At 57.1% G+C, this 21,232-nt stretch carries 18 protein-coding genes and 1 pseudogene; all 19 read left to right on the top strand.

The genetic code is table 11. The features are described 5' to 3' along the window. Nucleotides 1-2: 2 nt before the first annotated feature. The 19 genes and pseudogenes from tssC to ACZ6J2_RS04370 all read left to right on the top strand — a co-directional run bounded on the left by tssC (nt 3) and on the right by ACZ6J2_RS04370 (nt 21,230). Nucleotides 3-1,502 (top strand): type VI secretion system contractile sheath large subunit, encoded by a 1,500-nt coding sequence (gene tssC / locus ACZ6J2_RS04460; RefSeq protein ID WP_023336028.1) that lies wholly within the window; start codon nt 3-5, stop codon nt 1,500-1,502. Between the two features lie 97 nt (nt 1,503-1,599). Then, nucleotides 1,600-2,265 carry a hypothetical protein gene (locus tag ACZ6J2_RS04455; RefSeq protein ID WP_471724931.1) on the top strand — a complete coding sequence of 222 codons (666 nt, stop codon included), beginning with the start codon at nt 1,600-1,602 and terminating at the stop codon, nt 2,263-2,265. Nucleotides 2,266-2,947: 682 nt separating this feature from the next. Next, nucleotides 2,948-3,430, top strand: a complete 483-nt coding sequence (locus tag ACZ6J2_RS04450; RefSeq protein WP_008502640.1) for an Hcp family type VI secretion system effector — start codon at nt 2,948-2,950, stop codon at nt 3,428-3,430. A 57-nt stretch (nt 3,431-3,487) separates the two neighbouring features. Further along, the gene (locus ACZ6J2_RS04445; RefSeq protein WP_202771470.1) at nt 3,488-4,030 is read left to right on the top strand and encodes a hypothetical protein; all 543 of its coding nucleotides are present in this window, start codon (nt 3,488-3,490) and stop codon (nt 4,028-4,030) included. Then, nucleotides 4,021-4,428, top strand: a complete 408-nt coding sequence (locus ACZ6J2_RS04440; RefSeq protein ID WP_471724929.1) for a putative T6SS immunity periplasmic lipoprotein — start codon at nt 4,021-4,023, stop codon at nt 4,426-4,428. Before ACZ6J2_RS04445 ends, ACZ6J2_RS04440 begins: the two co-directional genes overlap by 10 nt. Nucleotides 4,429-4,509: 81 nt before the next feature. Beyond that, nucleotides 4,510-6,266, top strand: a pseudogene (gene tagH / locus ACZ6J2_RS04435) (type VI secretion system-associated FHA domain protein TagH). Then, nucleotides 6,263-7,060 (top strand): PP2C family protein-serine/threonine phosphatase, encoded by a 798-nt coding sequence (locus ACZ6J2_RS04430; RefSeq protein WP_014884226.1) that lies wholly within the window; start codon nt 6,263-6,265, stop codon nt 7,058-7,060. Before tagH ends, ACZ6J2_RS04430 begins: the two are co-directional and overlap by 4 nt. Nucleotides 7,061-7,076: 16 nt before the next feature. Continuing rightward, a complete protein-coding gene (locus ACZ6J2_RS04425; RefSeq protein WP_471724928.1) occupies nt 7,077-8,069 on the top strand; it encodes a hypothetical protein in 993 nt (330 codons plus the stop codon). 9 nt (nt 8,070-8,078) lie between these two features. After that, nucleotides 8,079-8,891, top strand: coding sequence for a type VI secretion system accessory protein TagJ (locus ACZ6J2_RS04420; RefSeq protein WP_471724927.1), 813 nt, complete (start codon nt 8,079-8,081; stop codon nt 8,889-8,891). Continuing rightward, nucleotides 8,884-9,447 (top strand): type VI secretion system baseplate subunit TssE, encoded by a 564-nt coding sequence (tssE, locus tag ACZ6J2_RS04415; RefSeq protein WP_033145789.1) that lies wholly within the window; start codon nt 8,884-8,886, stop codon nt 9,445-9,447. Before ACZ6J2_RS04420 ends, tssE begins: the two co-directional genes overlap by 8 nt. A gap of 2 nt (nt 9,448-9,449) precedes the next feature. Further along, nucleotides 9,450-11,321: a type VI secretion system baseplate subunit TssF gene (gene tssF, locus ACZ6J2_RS04410; RefSeq protein ID WP_471724926.1), complete on the top strand. Its 1,872-nt coding sequence runs from the start codon at nt 9,450-9,452 to the stop codon at nt 11,319-11,321. Next, nucleotides 11,318-12,361 (top strand): type VI secretion system baseplate subunit TssG, encoded by a 1,044-nt coding sequence (gene tssG, locus ACZ6J2_RS04405; protein WP_471724924.1) that lies wholly within the window; start codon nt 11,318-11,320, stop codon nt 12,359-12,361. Before tssF ends, tssG begins: the two co-directional genes overlap by 4 nt. 38 nt (nt 12,362-12,399) lie before the next feature. After that, nucleotides 12,400-15,015: a type VI secretion system ATPase TssH gene (tssH, locus tag ACZ6J2_RS04400; protein WP_471724922.1), complete on the top strand. Its 2,616-nt coding sequence runs from the start codon at nt 12,400-12,402 to the stop codon at nt 15,013-15,015. Between the two features lie 24 nt (nt 15,016-15,039). Further along, nucleotides 15,040-16,458, top strand: coding sequence for a serine/threonine protein kinase (locus ACZ6J2_RS04395; protein ID WP_471724921.1), 1,419 nt, complete (start codon nt 15,040-15,042; stop codon nt 16,456-16,458). A 65-nt stretch (nt 16,459-16,523) separates the two neighbouring features. Then, nucleotides 16,524-19,064: a type VI secretion system Vgr family protein gene (locus ACZ6J2_RS04390; RefSeq protein ID WP_471724920.1), complete on the top strand. Its 2,541-nt coding sequence runs from the start codon at nt 16,524-16,526 to the stop codon at nt 19,062-19,064. Beyond that, nucleotides 19,033-19,557, top strand: a complete 525-nt coding sequence (locus ACZ6J2_RS04385; protein WP_233469291.1) for a hypothetical protein — start codon at nt 19,033-19,035, stop codon at nt 19,555-19,557. The genes ACZ6J2_RS04390 and ACZ6J2_RS04385 overlap by 32 nt, the downstream gene beginning before the upstream one ends. Nucleotides 19,558-19,633: 76 nt before the next feature. After that, nucleotides 19,634-20,188: a hypothetical protein gene (locus ACZ6J2_RS04380; protein WP_233476948.1), complete on the top strand. Its 555-nt coding sequence runs from the start codon at nt 19,634-19,636 to the stop codon at nt 20,186-20,188. 3 nt (nt 20,189-20,191) lie between these two features. Then, nucleotides 20,192-20,632, top strand: coding sequence for a hypothetical protein (locus ACZ6J2_RS04375; RefSeq protein ID WP_471724918.1), 441 nt, complete (start codon nt 20,192-20,194; stop codon nt 20,630-20,632). Nucleotides 20,633-20,789: 157 nt separating this feature from the next. Beyond that, nucleotides 20,790-21,230: a DcrB-related protein gene (locus ACZ6J2_RS04370; RefSeq protein ID WP_471724917.1), complete on the top strand. Its 441-nt coding sequence runs from the start codon at nt 20,790-20,792 to the stop codon at nt 21,228-21,230. Nucleotides 21,231-21,232: the final 2 nt, after the last annotated feature.

Genomic DNA, 21,232 nt, shown 5'->3' with positions numbered 1-21,232 from the left:
CGATGAGCAACCAGACTCAACAACACGAGCAGCAGGCGGGTCAGGCGTTCAGCCAGGATGAGTTCAGCGCGCTGCTGAACAAAGAGTTCCGCCCGAAAACCGATCAGGCCCGTTCAGCCGTCGAAAGCGCGGTCAAAACGCTGGCGCAGCAGGCGCTGGAAAATACCGTCACTTTCTCCAACGACACCTACCGCACCATTCAGAACCTGATCGCTGGTATCGACGAGCAACTGTCGCAGCAGGTAAACCAGATCATTCACCACGATGAGTTTCAGAAGCTGGAGAGCGCCTGGCGCGGTCTGAGCTACCTGGTGAACAACACTGAAACTGACGAGATGCTGAAGATCCGCTTTATGAGCATCTCCAAGCAGGAGCTGGGCCGCACCCTGAAGCGCTTCAAGGGCGTGGGCTGGGACCAGAGCCCGATCTTCAAGAAAATCTACGAGCAGGAGTACGGTCAGTTCGGCGGCGAGCCGTTTGGCTGCATCGTGGGCGACTACTACTTCGACCACAGCCCGCAGGACGTTGAGCTGCTGGGCGAAATGGCGCGCATCGGCTCTGCGGCGCACTGTCCGTTTATCACCGGTACCGCACCGGGCGTGATGCAGATGGAGTCCTGGCAGGAGCTGGCTAACCCGCGCGACCTGACCAAGATCTTCCAGAACACCGAATACGCGGCCTGGCGTTCACTGCGTGAATCCGAAGATGCCCGCTATCTGGGCCTGGTGATGCCGCGCTTCCTGTCGCGCCTGCCGTACGGCATTCGCACCAACCCGGTCGACAGCTTTGACTTTGAAGAGCAGACCGACGGCGCGAACCACAACAGCTACTCCTGGGCGAACGCCGCGTACGCGATGGCCGCCAACATCAACCGTTCCTTCAAAGAGTACGGCTGGTGCACCTCGATTCGCGGCGTGGAGTCCGGCGGGGCGGTGGAAAACCTGCCGTGCCACACCTTCCCGAGCGATGACGGCGGCGTGGACATGAAGTGTCCGACCGAGATCGCCATCAGCGATCGTCGTGAAGCTGAGCTGGCGAAAAACGGCTTTATGCCGCTGGTTCACCGCAAAAACTCCGACTTTGCTGCCTTCATCGGCGCGCAGTCGCTGCAGAAACCGGCCGAGTACCACGACCCGGATGCCACCGCCAACGCGCGTCTGGCCTCTCGTCTGCCGTACCTGTTCGCCTGCTGCCGCTTTGCGCACTACCTGAAGTGCATCGTGCGCGACAAAATCGGCTCCTTCCGCGAGCGCGAAGAGATGGAGCGCTGGCTGAACGACTGGGTCATGAACTACGTCGACGGTGACCCGGCGAACTCCTCTCAGGAGACCAAGTCCCGTAAACCGCTGGCCGCAGCGGAAGTGCAGGTGCAGGAGATTGAAGACAACCCGGGCTACTACGCCGCGAAGTTCTTCCTGCGTCCACACTACCAGCTGGAAGGTCTGACCGTTTCCCTGCGTCTGGTATCCAAACTGCCGTCGCTGAAGACGAAAGACGCGTGATGAGTGTAGCCGGCCCATTGGGCCGGCAAAGTTAACTACATTGGTATAATTCATATAGAAAACCATCGATGTTCATTAACTTCAGGAGGAATCAACATTGGGAACGAGTTCACCAAAAGAAATTGCAGATGGCATGTTGAAGATTTTTGATACGCGTAAACAGAGTGGTCCAGAAATTTTCGCTCGCAGCGCGGTCGATGGTTTTATGTCAATCCCAGAAGACTTATGGATGTTAACCAAAGATTTTCTGGATACTGACCATCGGTGGCGAAATGAAACAGATAAAATTAGGTTGTTAACGCTAATCAAAAAAGGGCTTACATCAGAAGATGTGCGTCGGTTAATCAATACAGTGGTCAAACGTTATCTGTCTGGTTTATCTGAAGAGCAATCTAAGGAGCTCCTCCTAAAAGTAGGTGGGTCGCGAGTAGGTGGTATAGCCTTTAAAATGGTTTTCGTAAATGAATTAATTACTCTATTCGTTTCAAAAATTGTTCCGCGATTTCTTGTTTCTGCAGGGCTTACTGGTGTGTTAAGTGTGGGTGCTTCAATTTCTCGCTCAGTATATACCTCATACGATCTGTTAAAATTAAACAAAAATATTTACTATGAGTTGCGTGGTGCGGGTGATTTAGATTTATTATATTTTCTCGTTGAAGATAATGTTAAGCCATTTATTGAAGCTGTAAATTTCCAACAAAGTCATGGTGCTATAGATAAAGAGATTTTTAGCCGATTTTTAGCAGGAGCTACTCGTGTTTGAAAGAGCATCAAAGTACGTTATAGTCTATCTCATGCTTATTGTCTCATTTATGCTTTTTTTCTCAACTCTTGGCTATTATATTTTTGTTTTTGATTGGTCGGTAACTACCTTAGAAATAACGATAAATGCAGTTCTATTAATCATTCTTTTAGTTGCATCTATCGCTATTTACTATTTTGCGGAAAAATTAAAGTCAAGACTTTGATTTACGCAAGGACTTTAGCGAGAAGTAAAATGCCAAAAGGATGACCAGCAAAAAAATCAATTTCCCAAAAAGTAAGCCTGCAGAAGTTGTAGTGATTTTTTCTAATGAAAATACATACCAGGCTGATTGGAAAAGATCTACAGTTGTGAAAATTGCGATAACTAAAAATACGACTGTCAGTATTAATAACATTATTTTCTTCATTTTATGTTGCCTTATATGAATGATAGACGGTTGAAAATATTCTAGATGATGCAGTGAATGATTGTCTAGCGCTTAGTTACCATGAAGTGTGACTAACCATAATTTAGGGTGGTTGCAATTGCAGGCACTCTGAAGAGTCTGTACGAAGTACGAATTCGACAGGCTAGAGGCAGAGGTAAAATATGGACGGTTTTATTCAGCCCCATGCTTTCCTGTTTGCCATATAAGTGCTTTTTCGAAAGCAATATTGTTCATCCACGAAGAGTAGATATTATGGCTATTGATATGTTTCTGAAGGTCGAGGGTGTTACGGGCGAATCTAAAGATTCTAACCACACCGGCTGGACTGATATTACCTCCTTCTCTTGGGGCGCTTCCCAGCCAGGTAATATGAGCGTTGGCGGTGGCGGCGGTGCCGGTAAAGTTAACTTCAACGACCTGCACGTTAACGCGCTGATCGACAAATCCACCACCGCTATCCTGAAACACTGCGCCAGCGGCAAACACCTGACCAAAGTTGAGCTGTCCGTCTGTAAAGCCGGCGGTCAGCAGGTGGAATACTCCCGCATCACGCTGGAAGATGTGTTGGTCACCTCTGTTCAGTACACCGGTGCTGACAACGGCGATACCGTTGGTGTGACCTATGCATTCCAGGCTGCGAAAGTGAAACAGCAGTACTGGGAGCAGACCACGTCTGGTGGTAAAGGTGCTGAAAGCAGCGCTGGCTGGAACATCAAAGAAAACAAAGAAGCGTAATTGCGTATGTGGCCGGGGAATTTTCCCCGGTCATTATCAACCGGGAAGGAAGATAGCATGGCAAGTTTGCAGGAAGGAGGCGCCCGTCCTCTCACCATTGGCGAAATAGCACTGGCGCGCTCGGTTTTTGGTGACGCAATAAAGTACTCAGAAGTGAAAGTCCATAATAAAAGCTATTTGCCATTTAATATGCAGTCGACAGATGTCGCGATGACCCCCAACGGTGAGCTCTATTTTCGCGAGCCGCATTATCGGGATGACTTCTCAATAGAGGTTCCGCGATATAAACACTGGTTTATTCACGAAATGGTGCATGTATTGCAGCATCAGATTGGAATGAATGTTCGAACCCGAGGCGCATTCAGTTGGGCAGCAAGTTATAATTATTCTCTGCCCCCCGATAAAAAACTATCGGACTTTGGTATGGAGCAGCAGGCTTCTATCATTTCAGATTTTTATTTTCTGATAAATTACGGCCTGGGTGATTTCCGAAACATTGCAGGGTTTGAGGGAATTATCGGACCCGACCTGAAGGATAAATACCTGCAGGTATTATCGTTGTTTATTCAAAATCCTAAAGACCGGCGGGTATGGTTATGAAACAGTTACTCAGTGTTGTAGCAATCGCATTAACGGTGAGTGCCTGTGTATCTCATCCTGCACAATATCAGTCGCTTTCGGTTACGCTAAAGGACAACGAACCCTGCTTTGCTATTCCCGCTAACTCCGGGTTAGACGCGCCTGTCACCAGCCATTCGCCCACCATAATGAAACGCGCGGGAAATGAATGGAAAGCGGTATCGCCGCCGTCAACGTTTAGCCCTGAGGTGACGTTAACGACCCAACAGTGTCACCAGTGGAAGGGGATTGCGTGGCAAGCCGGAGAATATGATGTTGCTCTGAAAGTGTCAGGGAAAAACGATTCTATTCGCTATGCTGCCCGTTTCACCTTACAAGAAGGTCCTTCGGGCCAGTTTAAGCTTACGCAGACTGAATAGAATGTGTTAACCCCAAACGCCGCCGTTCTCGCCCCGAGAGCGGCAGCGTTTGAGCGCTAATCATACCAGCAGGAATACGCCATGCGATTCACGATTATTTCTACGAAACCCGGTCATCAGCCGCCGCAAAGCAGCTGTGATTTTTACGCCCCGGGCGGCACCATTGGGCGCGGTACGGATAACAATCTGGTGTTGCCGGATAATGACCGCACCATCTCTCGTCTGCAGGCCATTGTTCACGTTGACGCCCAGGGCGAATGCCGCGTGACCAACCGTGGCAGCGTCACCCGCGTGGTATTAAATGACATTCCGCTGGAGCGAGGGCGTCAGGTTGAGCTGCAGGATGGCGACATTCTCGGTATTGATGACTACCGCATCGAAGTGACCGAACTGATCCACGATACGCAGCCCGTGAGCCGAATGGCGGCCAGCATGCATCAGCAGGCGCGTCCGGCAGCCGCGCCCGCTGCGCAACCGAAGCCGGCGAGCGCCGCACCGCGCGGGAAGGCCGAGCCAACCGCCGTGCCAACGGAAATCTGGGATAGCCTGATGCAGGAGTTCTCCATCTCCGACAGCATCTCCAGCAACCGTACAAAACCGCAGCCTGCTGCATCGCACGATCCGTTCTCCCAGCCTGCGGCCCCGGAGCGTAACGCGGAAGATCCGCTGGCGCTGTTTAACGACAGCGATCCAAAGCTTGAGCGTAAGAACGTTGACCCGGACACGCTGTTCAGCGACGAAGCGTTGTTCAAAAAAGAGAGTATTTTTGACGACGTCACCCCGTCAACGCTGGTGCCGCCGGGCGACAATAGCCCCGTTAAGCCAGAAGACGAGGCGACGGACGAGCTCGATCCGCTGGCCCTGTTTGGCGGTAAGGCCAGCGCGCCAGCCGCGCGTAATGACGACCCGCTCGGGCTGATGGGCGCGCGCCATTGACCCATCCGGATGACATTATTGCCGAAAAGCCTGCGCCAGTGCCGGAACCTGAGCAGAAAGAGGACGTGCTGGCCGATTCTCCGCTGTTCGCTCCTGAGCCGCAGGAAGAACCGCGTGCTGAAGAAGAGCCCGCGCGGCCGGATTACGCAGGCTTCACCATGCCTACGCCGCAGGCCGTGGCGCGCAGCAGCGCTCAGGCACCGAAGGGCCGTCTGCGCATTGACCCGGTCAATAACGCCGCCGCCCCAACCGCCACGGCGAACAGCGGTGAGAAGGGCGAAGTGCTGCAAGGCGAGCTGCTGGAGGCGCTGCTGGAGGGGATGGGGCTGAGCGAAATGCAGCCCGTCCCCCAGTTTGATCGTGAAAATATGCGTCAGCTGGGGCAGATCCTCGGCATGTTCTCTCAGGGAACCGTGGCGCTGCTCTCCTCGCGCTCCATCCTCAAGCGCGGCGTGAAGGCCGATATGACCATGGTGCTGGACGATGCCAACAACCCGTTCAAGCTGTTGCCGACCGGCAAAACCGTGCTGATCCAGATGTTCGGCACCCCGATGCCGGGCTTTATGCCGCCGACCAAATCCGTGCGCGACGCGCTGATCGACCTGCAGGCGCACCAGCTGGGCATGATCTCCGGTATCCGCGCCATCATTGCCGCGATGCTGCAGTCCTTTAACCCGGAACAGCTGGAAGAGCAGGCGAAGCAGAACGGGATGACCTCTCGTCTGGCGCTGCCGGGCAGCCGCAAAGCCGCCCTGTGGGACTATTTTGTTCGCAGCTATGGCGAAACGGCTGGCGAGATTGAGGATGACTTCCACACCCTGTTCGGCGAGGCTTTCCTTCATGCGTACGACATGGAGGTGAATCAGTACAAAGACTCACAGAGCGGATCGGAAGACAAATGAATATCGCAACGGCTTCTCTCTCCCGCCAGGGGACGCGCGCCAGCAACCAGGATCAGACGGGAGAAACCATAGGGGAACGCTCGGCCTGCTTTGTCGTCTGCGACGGCATCGCGGGCCTGCCGGGCGGTGAGGTGGCTGCAGAGCTGGCCCGCAACAGCATTATCTCCCGCTTCGATGGCGACAAACATCTTAATGCGCAGCATATCCGCGACTACGTGCAGACGGCGAACCGCACCATCCTCAGCGAACAGCAGGCCGTTCAGGACTATCGCCGGATGGGCACGACGCTGGTCAGCCTGTTCATTGACCGTGATTACGGCCTGGCCTACTGGGCGCACGCCGGAGACAGCCGCCTGTACCTGTTCCGCCGGGGATGGCTGTGGCATGTGACCACCGACCACAGCCTGGTGCAGCAGATGAAAGACGCCGGTCACCAGACCGACAACCTGAACAGCAATTTGCTCTATCTGGCGCTGGGAATTGAAAACGGCGGGCCGGAAGCGAGCTACAGCGACGTGGTGCAGGTTGAAGACGGCGATGCATTCTTACTTTGCACCGACGGGTTCTGGCACGGCGTTAGCGAAGAGCAAATGAAGCAGTCGCTGCATATGGTCAATACGCCGCAGGAGTGGCTGACCTTAATGAACCAAATCATTCAAAAGAATGGCGAACAGGAGGGGAATGCTCAGGATAACTATACTGCCCTGGCGGTATGGATGGGCAACCCTCAGGACACCACTTTGCTGCACACCCTCTCTGACGCAGCACAATTTCTTCCCTGCGGAACTGATTAGACACACAAGGAACGATATGAAACTTTGGCTATCGGGTTTGGCACTTCTGGCGGTCACCTCCACCGCGCAGGCTGAGAATTTCCGCATCGTGCAGTCTCCTGCGCAGAAGCTGGATATCTGGATCGACAACATTAAAGACAACACGCCGCAGAGCTGGTGTAAGCCTGAGGTGGCGCTGCGCATTGTGGCGAACGGTAAGAAAGACGTCTCCGTGCTGGAGAACTTTGTGCCGCGTCTTGGCTCCCTGCTGGAACACCAGTGCAGCAAAGTGAATAAGCTTAGCTGGACGCTCAACGATCCGGCGGGTACCACGCTGGCGCAGGGTACGGCCGCCAAAGCGCAGGAGTGGACGCTGGTGGTGAAACAGCAGCAGGCTGCGCCTGCCGTCACCACGGCCACGTCCAGCGGCGCGTTACTGCCACCGGATCAGAACGTTGCTGCCCATACGGTTGCCGCGGACCGCACGCCGTGGCAGGAATTCACCCTGCAGGACGGCTGTCACCTGCGCACCTTCTGGGAAGGTGGCGCTTCCGCTCCGGCGCTCTTTATTCCGGATTCTGACACCACCCGCTGCGGTAACGGCAGCTGGCTGAGCGGACACACCGTGGTTTCGCAGTCCCGCAACGGCGGACAGAAAGAGATGGCGGTGACCTACATCCACGGCTTCCCGGTGACCGGGCTGAATCAAAGCGCCGATCCTGAAAACGCGCTGATCACCTCCGTCAACAAAGAGCGCATGGTGTTCAGCACGCCAGACAGCGACCAGAGCTGGATGATCCTGCCTTACGATAGCGCCCTGAACAGCTGGAAAAGCAACGGCACCGTAGCGGTGGAGATTTCCCGTGAAATCGCCAGCGACGATGCAAAACTGCAGGCGCGTATTGCGGCGGTGAAGAAAACCTGGAGCGCCTGGGTCGCACCGGGCACGCCGCTGAATATCGTTCTGATTGATACCCTGCGTCCTCAGCTGCGCGATCCGGCCGTTGGCGCATGGCGCGCGGCGAATTAAGGAGTGGCTATGAATACGCTCTATCAACACCTGGCGGGCGAGTCGCTCAGCGACGCGCTGGCGCGCCTTGAAGCTGAAATCAAAGCCCGTCCGGCAGATGCCGACCTCCGCGCCGCGTTCGTGCAGTTTTTAACCCTCAGCGGCAACTGGACGCGCGCGCTGACCCAGCTGAAAAGCTGGCTGGCGCTGAAGCCTCAGGCGAAGCCCACCGTCACGCTGCTGGAGCAATCCATTCAGGGCGAATTGCAGCGCGCGCAGGTGATGGCGGGACAGGCGCGTCCGGCTATGCCTGAAACCCAGTGGCCGTGGCTGACGACCCTGGCCGCGGCGCTGAGCGAGGAGGGCGAGCGCGCCCGGGCGCTGCGTCTGGAGGCCCTCGATCGGGCTGAGGCCACCCCCGGCCAGATTATCCTCGAAAACGAGGAGACGCAGGTGTTTGACTGGCTGATGGACGGCGACGCCCGTCTCGGCCCGGTCTGCGAAACCATCGTGAACGGCCGTTATTTCTGGCTGCCGTTCAGCGCCATCGCGGAGATCCGTTTCCAGGCGCCCGCCAGCGTGACCGATCTGGTCTGGCGTCACGCGCTGGTGCGCCTGACCGACGGTACGGAGCAGGTGTGTCAGATCCCGGCGCGTTACCCGTTTGCTGCCGATGCCACTGATGCGGTCAGGCTGGGCCGCACCACCGAATGGCAGCCGCTCGACGAAGACGGCACTCTTTACGAAGGCAGGGGCCAGAAGGCCTGGCTGAGCGAGCAAAGCGAATACCCGCTGCTGTCCTTAAGCCTCGTGACGTTTGCGACGGATGGAGCCGATGAGTAATCCCGCTGGCGAAGGCGATCTGCTGCGCAGCGGCTGGCAAGCCCGCAGCAAGCAGGAGAAGGTGGGGGCGCGCGACAAAATGCAGCCCTCGCTGCTGGATCGTCTCACCGATAATGAGCCGGAAAAAAAGCGCGAGTCGGCCAACAGCAATCTGATCACCCACGCCGCCCTGCGCCGCAACGTCCTGCGCGATCTGCAGTGGCTGTTTAACACCATCAACCACGATGCCTCCGGCGATTTGAGCGCCTTGCCGCACGTGAAGCGCTCGGTGGTCAACTTCGGCGTCGCGCCGCTGGCCGGGAAAAGAATGTCGGATATCGAATGGCACGACATTCAGCGCAAGCTCACCGAGGCCATCATCAATTTTGAGCCGCGCATTTTACCGCAGGGGCTGCAGGTCCGCTGCGTGTCGGATACCTCCTCGCTGGATCTGCACAACGTGCTCTCCATCGAGATCAAAGGGCGTTTATGGTGTGTGCCGTACCCGCTGGAGTTTCTGTTTCGTACCGATGTCGATCTGGAAAACGGCCATTTTGAACTGAAAGATGCGGGGTAATCATGGAAAGTAAACTGCTCGAATATTACAACCGCGAGCTGGCCTACCTGCGCGAAATGGGGGCCGAGTTTGCCGAACGCTATCCTAAGGTCGCCGGACGGCTGGGCATGCGCGGCATCGAAGTGGCGGACCCGTATACCGAACGTCTGATGGAGGGCTTCGCCTTCCTGACCTCACGCGTGCAGATGAAAATGGACGCGGAGTTTCCGCGCTTCTCCCAGCGTCTGCTGGAGATGATTGCGCCTAACTATCTCGCGCCCACGCCGTCGATGGCTATCGCGGAGATTGAGCCCGACAGCAGCCGGGGCGACCTGAGCAAGGGCTTCATTGTGCCGCGCGGTACCATGATGGACAGCCTGGCGCTAAAAAAAACCGGCGTGACCTGCAGCTATACCACGGCGCACGAGGTCAACCTGCTGCCGCTGAAAATCGACAAGGTCGAGCTGGGCGGCGTGCCCGCCGATCTGCCGCTCGCGCAGCTGGGGCTGAGCCAGCGGGGGATCGGCAGTGCCTTAAGGATCCGCATCGCCTGCGACGGTCCGCAAAACCTCGGGCACCTGGATTTCGACCGTCTGGAATTTTTCCTCGGCGGTCCGGACATTGAAGCGCTGAAACTGCTGGAGCTGGTGATGGAGCATCACGCCGGGATCGTCTGCCAGACGGTAAGCCCGCAGCCGCAGCGGCAGCTGCTGGCCTCGGACGCGCTGCGCCAGGAAGGCTTTGAGCCTGACCAGGCCCTGCTTCCGGACGATCTGCGCAACTTTGACGGCTATCGCCTGCTGCAGGAGTATTTCGCGTTTCCGGCCCGCTTCCGCTTCATTAGCCTGAGCGGTCTGGGCAAGCTTATCGAGCGCTGTGAAGGCGAAAAAGCCTTCGACATCTTCATTCTGCTGGATAAGTCGGATGAACAGCTGGAGCGCGTGGTCGATGCCAGCCATCTGGCGCTGCACTGTACCCCGGTCATCAACCTGTTTCCCAAGGTCGCGGCGCGTCAGAAGCTGAATGAAGGCCAGCATGAATACCATCTGGTGGTGGATAACATTCGTCCGCTGGATTATGAAATTTACGCGGTCAAAAAAATCTATGGCAGCGCGGACGGCCAGCGCGATGACCAGACGTTTCGTCCATTCTGGAGCACCTGGAGCGGCGATGCGGGCAACTACGGGGCCTATTTTTCCCTGCGCCGCGAACAGCGCGTGCTGTCCGAGCACGCCCTGCGCTACGGCACGCGCACCGGCTATATCGGTTCAGAGGTGTTTGTTTCGCTGGTGGATGAACAGCACGCCCCGTGGCAGGAAAACCTGCGCTATATCTCTGCCGAGGTGCTCTGCACCAGCCGCGATCTGCCGCTGATGCTGCAGCAGGAGCTCGGGCAGTTCATTATGGCCGACTCCATGCCGGTGAAATCCCTCACCCTGCGCAAAGGCCCAACGCCGCCGCGCCCGGCGCTGGCGGAAGGGTTCAGCACCTGGCGGCTCATCAGCCAGCTGCAGATGAACTACCTCAGCCTGATGGACAGCGAAAACGAAGACGGCGCGGCCGCGCTGCGCCAGCTGTTAGGGCTGTACGCCAACCTGGCAGAAACGCCCGTTGCGCGTCAGGTGGAAGGGGTACGCCACTGCGTGCTGGAGCCGGTTCACCGCCGCGTGCCTGAACCCGGCCCGGTCGTTTTCGCCCGCGGGATCGGCATCACCCTGACGGTCGATGAGCGTGCCTTTTCCGGCGCCAGTCCGTGGCTTTTTGGCAGCGTGATGGAACGTCTCTTTGCCCGCCTGGTGTCCATCAACAGCTTTACGGAGTTCACCCTGAAAAGTCAGCATCGCGGCGAGATTGGCTACTGGGCGCCTCGCATGGGTAAAAGGGCGCTGATATGAGTGACGCTGCCACTGCACCGCTGCGCGTGCATCGCCTGACCCGGCTGCCGGATGCGTTCTGGCACGGGGTCCGTGAGGCGCCCTGGCGCTACGATCTGTTTCAGCTGTTAAGGCGTATTGATGCCCAGGGCGGCGAACGCTACCCGCTGGGACGCGCGCCGCTGCCGAAATTTGAGCCGCTGCGCATCGGCCAGCAGCCGTCGATGAGTTTTGCACCGTCGACCCTGGCTCAGGTCCGCCAGCGGGAGGAAAGCGGGCTGCACGAGGTGTCTATCCTCAGCTTCGGCCTGTTTGGCCCGAACGGCCCGCTGCCTGTCCACATGACCGAATACGCCCGCGAGCGGATTTATCATCATCAGGACACCAGCCTCAGCGCGTTTGCCGACCTGTTCCATCACCGCCTGGCGCTGCTGTTTTACCGCGCCTGGGCGGATGCGCAGCCCACCGTCTCCCTCGATCGCGCTGATAACAGGCGCTTTGAAGGCTACCTGGCGTCGCTGATTGGCATGGGCCAGCCGGGGCAGATGAACAAAGGCAGCCTGAGCTCGCATGCCCGCTTTACCCACGCCGGACACCTGACCCGTCACGGGCGGGATCCGGAGGGGCTGGAGAAGATCCTGCGCAACTATTTTAAAGCGCCGGTCAAGCTGGTCAGCAACGTGCCGCAGTGGATGCCGCTTTCCACGCGCGAGCAGGCGCAGCTGGGAGCAGGACGCCGCATGCCGCGCATGGGGGAATCCGCTTTTCTCGGCGTTGCCGTCCGCGACGTGCAGCATAAGTTTCGCATCGAAATTGGCCCGCTGAGCGCGGAGGAGTACAACCGTTTTCTGCCGGGTGAAGCGTGGGTCACCGAGCTGCGCGACTGGGTGCGTCAGTACGCCGGGGTGGAGTTTGAATGGGAAACGCGGGTGATCCTGCGTGAAGACGCGGTGCAGGGCACCACGCTCGGCAGCAAGGGGCGATTAGGCTATAACACCTGGCTGGGCCGTCAGCCGCAGCCTGTCCCGCGTGGCGATCTGGTGTATCGCGCAGAGCGGTAATCCTTCCGTATACCGAATCATTGTTAATGGAAACTAACATGTCAGAAATTAGCCGTGCCGTGCTTTTCGGCAAACTGGATACGCTGTTATTTACCTCTCTGGAAAGCGCCACTGCGTTCTGCAAGCTGCGCGGCAACCCGTACGTTGAGCTGGTGCACTGGCTGCATCAGCTGATGCAGCAGCAGGATGGCGATCTGCAGCAGGTCATCCGCCACTTTGCTCTCGATGAACAGCAGCTGACCCGCGATATCGTGGCCGCGCTGGACGTCCTTCCGCGTGGCGCCAGTTCCGTTTCCGATCTCTCCGAGCATATCGACAGCGCCGTGGAGCGCGCCTGGGTGTTTGGATCGCTGAAGTTTGGCGTCAGCCGTATTCGCGGCGGCCATTTGCTGATCGGCATGCTGAAAACCTGGAATCTGGCCAACGTGCTGAAAAGCATCTCGTCGCAGTTCACCCGCCTTAACGTCGAGGTGCTGATTGAGCAGTTCGACGCGATTTGCGCCAACAGCAAAGAAACGCAGCAGGCCGCTGCCGCCGCAGACGCACCGGCGGGTACGGTACCGGCGGCGCAGGGGACGCTGGCCCAGTACGGCCAGGACCTGACCGCCCGCGCCCGCGAAGGGAAGATTGACCCGGTTGTCGGGCGCGACGAGGAGATCCGCCAGATGGTGGATATCCTGATGCGTCGCCGCCAGAACAACCCGCTGCTGACCGGGGAAGCCGGGGTCGGGAAAACGGCGGTGGTGGAAGGGCTGGCGCTGCGTATCGCCGACGGCGACGTCCCGGAGCCGCTGCAAAATATTCAGCTGTGGCTGCTGGATATCGGCATGCTGCAGGCAGGCGCAGGCATGAAAGGAGAGTTTGAAGCTCGTCTGCAGGCGCTCATTAACGAAGTCCAGTCCAGCGCCACGCCAATCATTCTGTTTATCGATGAGATCCACACCCTGATTGGCGCAGGCGGCCAGCAGGGGACCGGCGATGCGGCGAACCTGCTGAAGCCTGCCCTGGCGCGCGGTCAGCTGCGCACCATCGGCGCCACCACCTGGGCGGAATACAAAAAATACATCGAGAAAGACCCTGCGCTGACCCGTCGTTTCCAGACGGTGCAGGTCCACGAGCCGGACGAAGCGAAAGCCATTCTGATGCTGCGCAGCACCGTGTCGCCGCTGGAGACGCACCACCAGGTGCTGCTGCTCGACGAAGCGGTCAGCGCGGCGGTGAAGCTGTCGCATCGTTACATCCCGGCGCGTCAGCTGCCGGATAAAGCCGTTGCGCTGCTCGACACCGCCTGCGCCCGCGTCGCGGTCAGCCAGAGCGCGCCCCCTGCGCAGCTCGAAGACTGCCTGCGCCATCTTGCCGCGCTGGACGTGGAAATTGAGATTGCTGAACGCGAAGCGCGCGTGGGAGCCGGTGACGCCGATCGCGTGACCGCTTTACTCGCCGAACGCGACGCGTATGAAACAAAACGCGAAGCCCTGGCCCGGCGCTGGGAAGAAGAGCGCAGCCTGGTGCAGGAGATTATCCGCCTGCGCGCGGCGCTGTTCGCGGCGGGCGATGACGATAGCGCCGAGCTGCGCGACCAGCTGGCGGAACAGCAGCAGGCGCTGAACGCCCTGCAGGGCGATGAGCCGCTGCTGTTTGCGGCGGTGGATGAAAACGTGGTTGCCGCGGTGGTCTCTGACTGGACCGGGATCCCGCTGGGTCGGATGGTGAAAAACGAGATCGACGCGGTGCTCAACCTCGCTGACACGCTGAACCAGCGCGTTATCGGCCAGCGTCACGGCCTGGATCTTATTGCCCGCCGCGTGAAAACCTCGCGGGCGAAGCTGGACGATCCCAACAAACCGGTGGGCGTCTTTATGCTGTGCGGCCCGTCCGGGGTCGGTAAAACCGAAACCGCGCTGGCGCTCGCGGAATCCCTCTACGGCGGCGAGCAGAACGTTATCACCATCAACATGAGTGAGTTCCAGGAAGCGCACACCGTTTCCACCTTAAAAGGTGCGCCTCCGGGGTACGTAGGGTATGGTGAAGGCGGCGTGTTGACCGAGGCCGTGCGCCGCCGCCCGTACAGCGTGGTGCTGCTGGACGAAATTGAAAAAGCGCACCCGGACGTCCACGAGATCTTCTTCCAGGTCTTTGATAAAGGCTGGATGGAGGACGGCGAGGGGCGCCACATCGATTTCCGCAACACCATCATTATTCTGACCTCCAACGTCGGCACCGACCTGATTAGCGCCATGTGCGCCGATCCGGAGCTGATGCCGGAGCCTGACGCGTTAAGCGGCGCCCTGCGCCAGCCGCTGCTGGAGGTCTTCCCACCGGCGCTGCTGGGCCGCCTGCTGGTGGTGCCGTACTACCCGCTCAGCGACGAGATGCTGGGGCAGATTGTTCGCCTGCAGCTCAAGCGCATTCAGCGTCGTCTGGAAGAGAATCACAGCATTATTTCTGAGTTTGACGACAGCGTGGTGGAACAGATTGTTCAGCGCTGTACCGAGGTGGAGTCCGGCGGTCGCATGGTGGATGCTATTCTGACCAACACCTTGCTGCCTCAGATGAGCCAGATCTTACTTACCGCCAGCCGCAGCGACGAGCAGTACCGACGTCTGCACGTCACCTGCGAGCAGGGCGAGTTTCACTGTCAGTTTGCCGCGTAATAATCATCAAGAGAACTGTAAAAGATGACGGATAATGATAACAATCGGACTGTCCCAAACGCGCTCCCGGTCGGGTACCGCTTCAACGAGTTTGAAATCAAAGAGGTGATCGGCGGCGGCGGTTTTGGCATCGTCTATCGCGCGTGGGATCACCAGCTCGAACGCACTATCGCTATCAAAGAATTTATGCCTTCCTCGCTCGCCGTGCGCGGCGACGACATGACCCTTGTGCTGCGCAGCGAGCGTTTTGGCAAAGCGTTTTCCGCAGGCCTGAACAGCTTTATTCAGGAGGCGCGTCTGCTGGCGCGCTTTAACCACCCGAACCTGCTGCATGTCCTGCGTTTCTGGGTGCAAAACGACACGGCCTACATGGGGACGCTGTTTTACAGCGGCACCACGCTTTCGCGCCTGCGCGAGGAAAAGCCGGAGCTGATCAACGAGGCCTGGATCCGCCGCACGCTGCCGATGCTGTTCGGTGCGATCAAGACCATCCACAACGAAGGCTATCTGCACCGCGACATCTCGCTGGATAACATTCAGATCCAGGATAACGGCCTGCCGGTGCTGCTTGATTTCGGCTCCGCGCGCCGCACCATCGGTAACCTTTCCGATGAAACGGAAACCATGCTGCGCCCGGGCTTTGCGCCGATCGAGCAGTACACCGACGACAACGAAAGCGAGCAGGGCCCGTGGACGGATATTTACGCCCTCGGCGCGGTGCTGCGTACCCTGATTGTGGGCTCCCCGCCGCCGGTCAGCGTGGTGCGCTCTATTCAGGATACCTGCAAACCGCTGGTGGAGATCATGCCGCAGGGCTATTCCATTCCGCTGCTGCAGGCCATTGACCGCGCGCTGGCGCTGCACATGGAGGATCGTCCGCAGTCAATCGACGAGTTCGCCGCGCTGATAGAGATGCCGGTCGCCGGTATCAACGATGTGCTGACGGCGAAAAAGCCCGGCACGATGCTGGTACCGGTGGAGGAGGATCAGCCGGCTTCGCTGCTCGACTGGCGTCGCTACAAGATCCCGGGCATGGTTGCCGCAGGCGTGCTGGTCGGCGTTGTCGCCGGGGCGATGCTGTTCAGCAGCGGGAATGATGCACCAGAGCAGGCTGCGCAGGCACCGGCAGAGACGCGTCCAACCGAAACCGCCTCGAACGTCCCAGACGTGAAGCCGGAAACGGCGAAGGTTAACGAGCAGGCGACGGCCAAGCAGACTCCGCCGCCTGCCGAGAGCCCTGTTGCGCTGGTCTATATCCGCATCCTCGACGGCGAAACGCTGAAAGTGAACGGTGAGACAAAAGCGCTGCGTCCGGCGACCAACGGCTATGCATCGCTCAAGCTGCCGGCTGGTGAGGTGAAGATTGAACTCCAGGGCAACGGAAGAACGCGTGGCCAGACGCTGGATATCACCAAGCCGGGTACCTGGCTGGTGAACCCTTAGAATTACGCTCAGTCACAGATGCGAACCTCTTTTCTGAATCGCATAAGCTAGATGGAATAAAGATTATGCTCAACCGAATTACCGTTCAGCTCCCGGTGGAGGGGCTTCTGTTCTGGAAACTGACGGGCCGCGAAGCGATGTCCGAGTCGTTCGCGCTGACGCTGACCGTGCTCGGCACGGACGCGCGCATCGACCGCAGCAAGCTGCTGGGCCAGCCGGTCACGGTGACCATCCCGACGCAGAACCTGCTGACGTCCCGCTATGTTAACGGCAAGATTACCCGCGTGGCGGTCAGCGCCGTCGAACTGACGGGCACCCGCTATGCGGTGTACCAGCTGACGGTTGAGCCGGACCTGTGGCCGATGAAGCGCGACCGTAACCTGCGTATCTTCCAGGGGCAGACGGTGCCGCAGATTGTCAAAACCCTGCTGGGTGAGCATCAGGTCAACGTTGAGGATAAACTCACCGGCAGCTACCGGGTATGGGACTACTGCGTACAGTATCAGGAGTCGAGCCTGGACTTTATCAGCCGCCTGATGGAGCTGGAGGGGATTGCGTATTACTTCAGCCATGAGGCGGACAAGCATACCCTGGTACTCACCGACGCCGCCACGCAGCATCAGCCGTTTAGCGGCTATGAGGTTATTCCTTACCATCAGACGCCGTCAGGCGGCAGCACGGATGAAGAGGGCATCAGTCAGTGGGCGCTGGAGGACAGCGTGACGCCGGGAATTTACAGCCTCGACGACTATGACTTCCGCAAGCCGAACGCGTGGCTGTTCCAGGCCCAGCAGAACCCAGCGTCGCCGAAGCCGGGCAGCATTGACGTCTACGACTGGCCGGGGCGCTTTGTGGACAAAGGGCACGGGGAGTTCTATGCCCGCATCCGTCAGGAGCGCTGGCAGGTTGAGCATCAGCAGATTCAGGCCACCGCCACGGCGGCGGGGATTGCGCCAGGGCGCACCTTCACGTTAACCAACGCGCCGTTCTTCAGCGACAACGGTGAGTATCTGGTCACGGCGGCGGGTTATCACTTCGAAGAGAACCGCTACGCGAGCGGCGAGGGTGAAACCATTCACCGCACCGATTTTACGGTGATCCCGTCGGCGGTGGTCTACCGTCCGGCGCAGTCCACGGCGTGGCCGCGCACCTACGGCCCGCAGACGGCGAAAGTGGTGGGGCCGAACGGCGAGAGTATCTGGACGGACAAATACGGCCGGGTGAAGGTGAAGTTCCACTGGGACCGCCTGGCGAAGGGCGATGACACCAGCTCCTGCTGGGTGCGCGTGTCGAGCGCGTGGGCGGGCCAGGGCTACGGCGGGGTGCAGATCCCGCGCGTCGGCGATGAGGTGGTGGTGGACTTTATCAACGGCGATCCAGACCGTCCGATTATTACCGGGCGCGTGTACAACGACGCGAGCATGCCGCCGTGGGCGCTGCCTGCCGCGGCGACGCAGATGGGCTTTATGAGCCGCACGAAAGACGGTTCCGTCGACAACGCCAACGCCCTGCGGTTTGAGGACAAGGCGGGCGCAGAGCAGGTGTGGATCCAGGCCGAGCGCAACATGGACACCAGCGTTAAAAACGATGAAACGCACAGCGTCGGCGGGGCGCGCAGCCATTACGTGAAGAAAAATGAACTGCACCGCGTGGAAGCGAACCAAACCCAGGCCGTGAAAGGCGGAACCGAGATCCTGACGGGGAAAGGCAAGCTGGATGCGGCGGTGGAGCAGTACGTTATAGCTTCCGGGACGAAGCTGCGGCTGGTCTCCGGTGAGAGCGCCATTGAGCTGAACGCTAACGGCAAGATTAACCTGATCGGCAAAGAGTTTAACTTCTTCGTGGAAGGGGATGGGTATATCACCACGGGCGGTAAGCTGCATCTGAATACCTCTGGCACCAAGCCAGGCACAACGGCACCGGGATCGGGGCATAAAGGGGATATTGATGCGGCGGTGCAGGAGAAATTTACGCCGGGAAAGGAGAATAAGGCAGGTGCGGCTGCAAGCGCGCCTGCCGAAACCTCTAAAACTGCAACACCCCCATCATCAGGTGTGCCTTCAAGCGGATATGGCAAGGATGTAGATAGTCTTGTCGATAAATCACCGACCATGAAAAATGACATAGCTACGTTAAAGAAACGAGGCTGGACATTTGAAGAAGGTGAAGCAGGTAAGGGGACGTTTGCCAATCGTCAAAAGCGAGTTATTACCGTTGATAAAAACGAGCTCGGTAATCCGAATGCGGTTGTTCAGTCTCTGTCACATGAAAGTGGTCACGCTTTATATGAACCCAACATTGATTTTTCTTCGCGCGACGCCTATCTCAACAGCACACTCAGTGATGAAGGCGCTGCAACGTTGAACAATATCCGGGTCCAACGCGAAATCATAGCCAACAAGGGTGGGGATATCGGTATTGCGGGCAATCCGGCAAATCAGACACAATATAATCGTATCTATGATTCTCTCGAACGTGGGGCTATAAAGGAAAGTGAAGCGCGTACGCAGATAGGCCGTATCTTTGGCAAAGGCGAACAAACGTCCACCACGGGGCAATATTACGAAGATTATTATGGCGGTTGGTATGATAAAAATTATCCATAGTCTAAAAACGGGTGCGGTGCTTGCGGCTTTATTAACGACGGGAATGGCAGGAGGTAACATGCAGAAACAGGATCTTTGGCAGTTCATTGCAAAAATGAGCGCATCACTCAAGACGTTGTCCGTTAACAGTCTGGATAACGCTCCGTTGTCATTCAGGCTAACGAAACAGAATGAATATATCAATTTCTACAATGCCGACGATATCAAACTGGCGGATGGAACGAACATTACTGCAATTGATTTACGTTTAAGTAAAGAAAGTGACGGCATGGCGCCGTTACTGAATTTTTCACCGTCCGGCCAGTGCATCACTCTCGATACCGTTAAAAAGCATTATCCGCAACTGACGTTAACTGATTATCCACGAGGCCGCTCTGAGAACGAAGTGACCAGTTATACAGCGCCAAAAGATATGAATGGACAAAAGGTGAGCTTCAGTTTCACCGTGAAAAATCCTGACTGTCTGGGTTCAGTCGTCATAAGCGCCGAATAAGAAACGCTGCTTCCAAGTCCTGGCGGTGTTTCCAGTGGTGAGAAGCGCAATAAATATTCATTGAATGACAACTAATGTGAAAAAACACACTCCGACATTTCTTTGTTCTGCCCTGATGTTTACCTGTCTGAGCAGCAATGTGGTTTTGGCAGAAGCTATGCCGCCCGTTCTGACAAAACAGGATCTTTCCGTCAAGGTCAAAGGCCAGCCTGTCGCATTAGGCGACAGATGGACTCCTGATATTGCCCGTAAAATTGACGTGCCGCTTGAAGGCCATTTTGTCGGTGAGGTTCCTTTTGACGGAACCCAATATAAGTTCTTCCAGCATCAAAAGGCTGGTTTAGAAATATTCACTTCCAATCTCTGGTGGGATAAAGCAGAAAGAAGCGTTGATGATTATATCGTCTCCCAGATTACGCTGACTGCCTCAGATATTTTAACGCCGCGTGGAGTTCATGTGGGTTCAACAATCAGAGCACTGAACAATGCATACGGCGATGGCCAGGTTGAAAATGATTCCGGGGAACAGTGGATTTCCTATGAATTGGGTAAGAAATTGCTCTCTTTTGAGGTTAAAGACAGTAAGGTTGTGAAAATTACAATGAATTACGAAAATGGTTCTTCAGAGTGATTTATGACCAAAAAATATCTGGTAGCCATATTGTGCACGGCTTTATTGGCTGGCGTCGTTGAAGCGTCATCGGCGCTTGAATTATCGCAATACAATAAGCTCGAAACGGTTAGCCGCATCGTTAACGATAGCGAAGTGACAGACAATCTCAGGGCGTTGCTGGGAAATCATTACCAGATCTTTATTGATAACTTTGATGTCTTCGGTGAACCGCATACCACCGCAGGTGGCGGATTGTTTGTTGAAGGCTGGCTAAAAGATCTCTATCTGGAGAACGCGTCAGCGCTGGTTATCGATCCTGACGGCAAAATCTTTGCGGCCTGGGTGGTTCCGGAGTCGGACGTTATACAATATCGGTCATCTGATAATAACCCGGTTATAAATGCCGATATTCAGCAGTGGGCCGCCAGATTCAATGCGATGCATTTTGCAACGAACAACTAATCAAGATTATGCACCCGCGAAATTGGTTGTCAGCAAAGGCAGCCATGTTTTAGTCGAACAGTCAGGTCAATGGCGTAAATAATAAAACAGCCAGCCAGAGGGCCTGCATGGATTGGCCTTTTTGTTTCTCACAATATTAATCATCCCGAGTTCACTTATGAAATACACCCTCCAGGAAGGTTCGTTTTCCCTTTTTCCTGCTGCCTGGCAGGATAACAGCATGAACATTATTCGCGATGACGAAAGCGGGCTGTCCGTGGTGGTCAGCCGCGGCGTTATCCCCGATGGCAGCGACTATGAACAAGAGTTCCATCGCCAGTGGGATGTGCTGCGTCCTCAGATGGGCGAAATTGCTCAGAGCGAATTCCGGAACGTAGAAGCCGGGCCTGACGGAAAAATTAACGGGCTGGAAGTTGAAACCACCTTTGACCGTAACGGGCAGCGCCTGTGGCAAAAACAGCTGGCCGTTCAAACGCCGGGCAAACCGGTATTGATGATTTTTACCCTCTCGGCACTCAGGGCATTCACCGAAGAGGACGAGGTGCGCTGGAGCGCGCTTAAGCAGAGTCTGACGCTAAACGACAACCGGAATGTGTAAGG

The organism is Enterobacter sp. E14S, assembly GCF_055666685.1.
The sequence above is the reverse complement of the archived record's forward strand: the minus strand, read 5'-3'. Positions and strand labels throughout refer to the sequence as shown.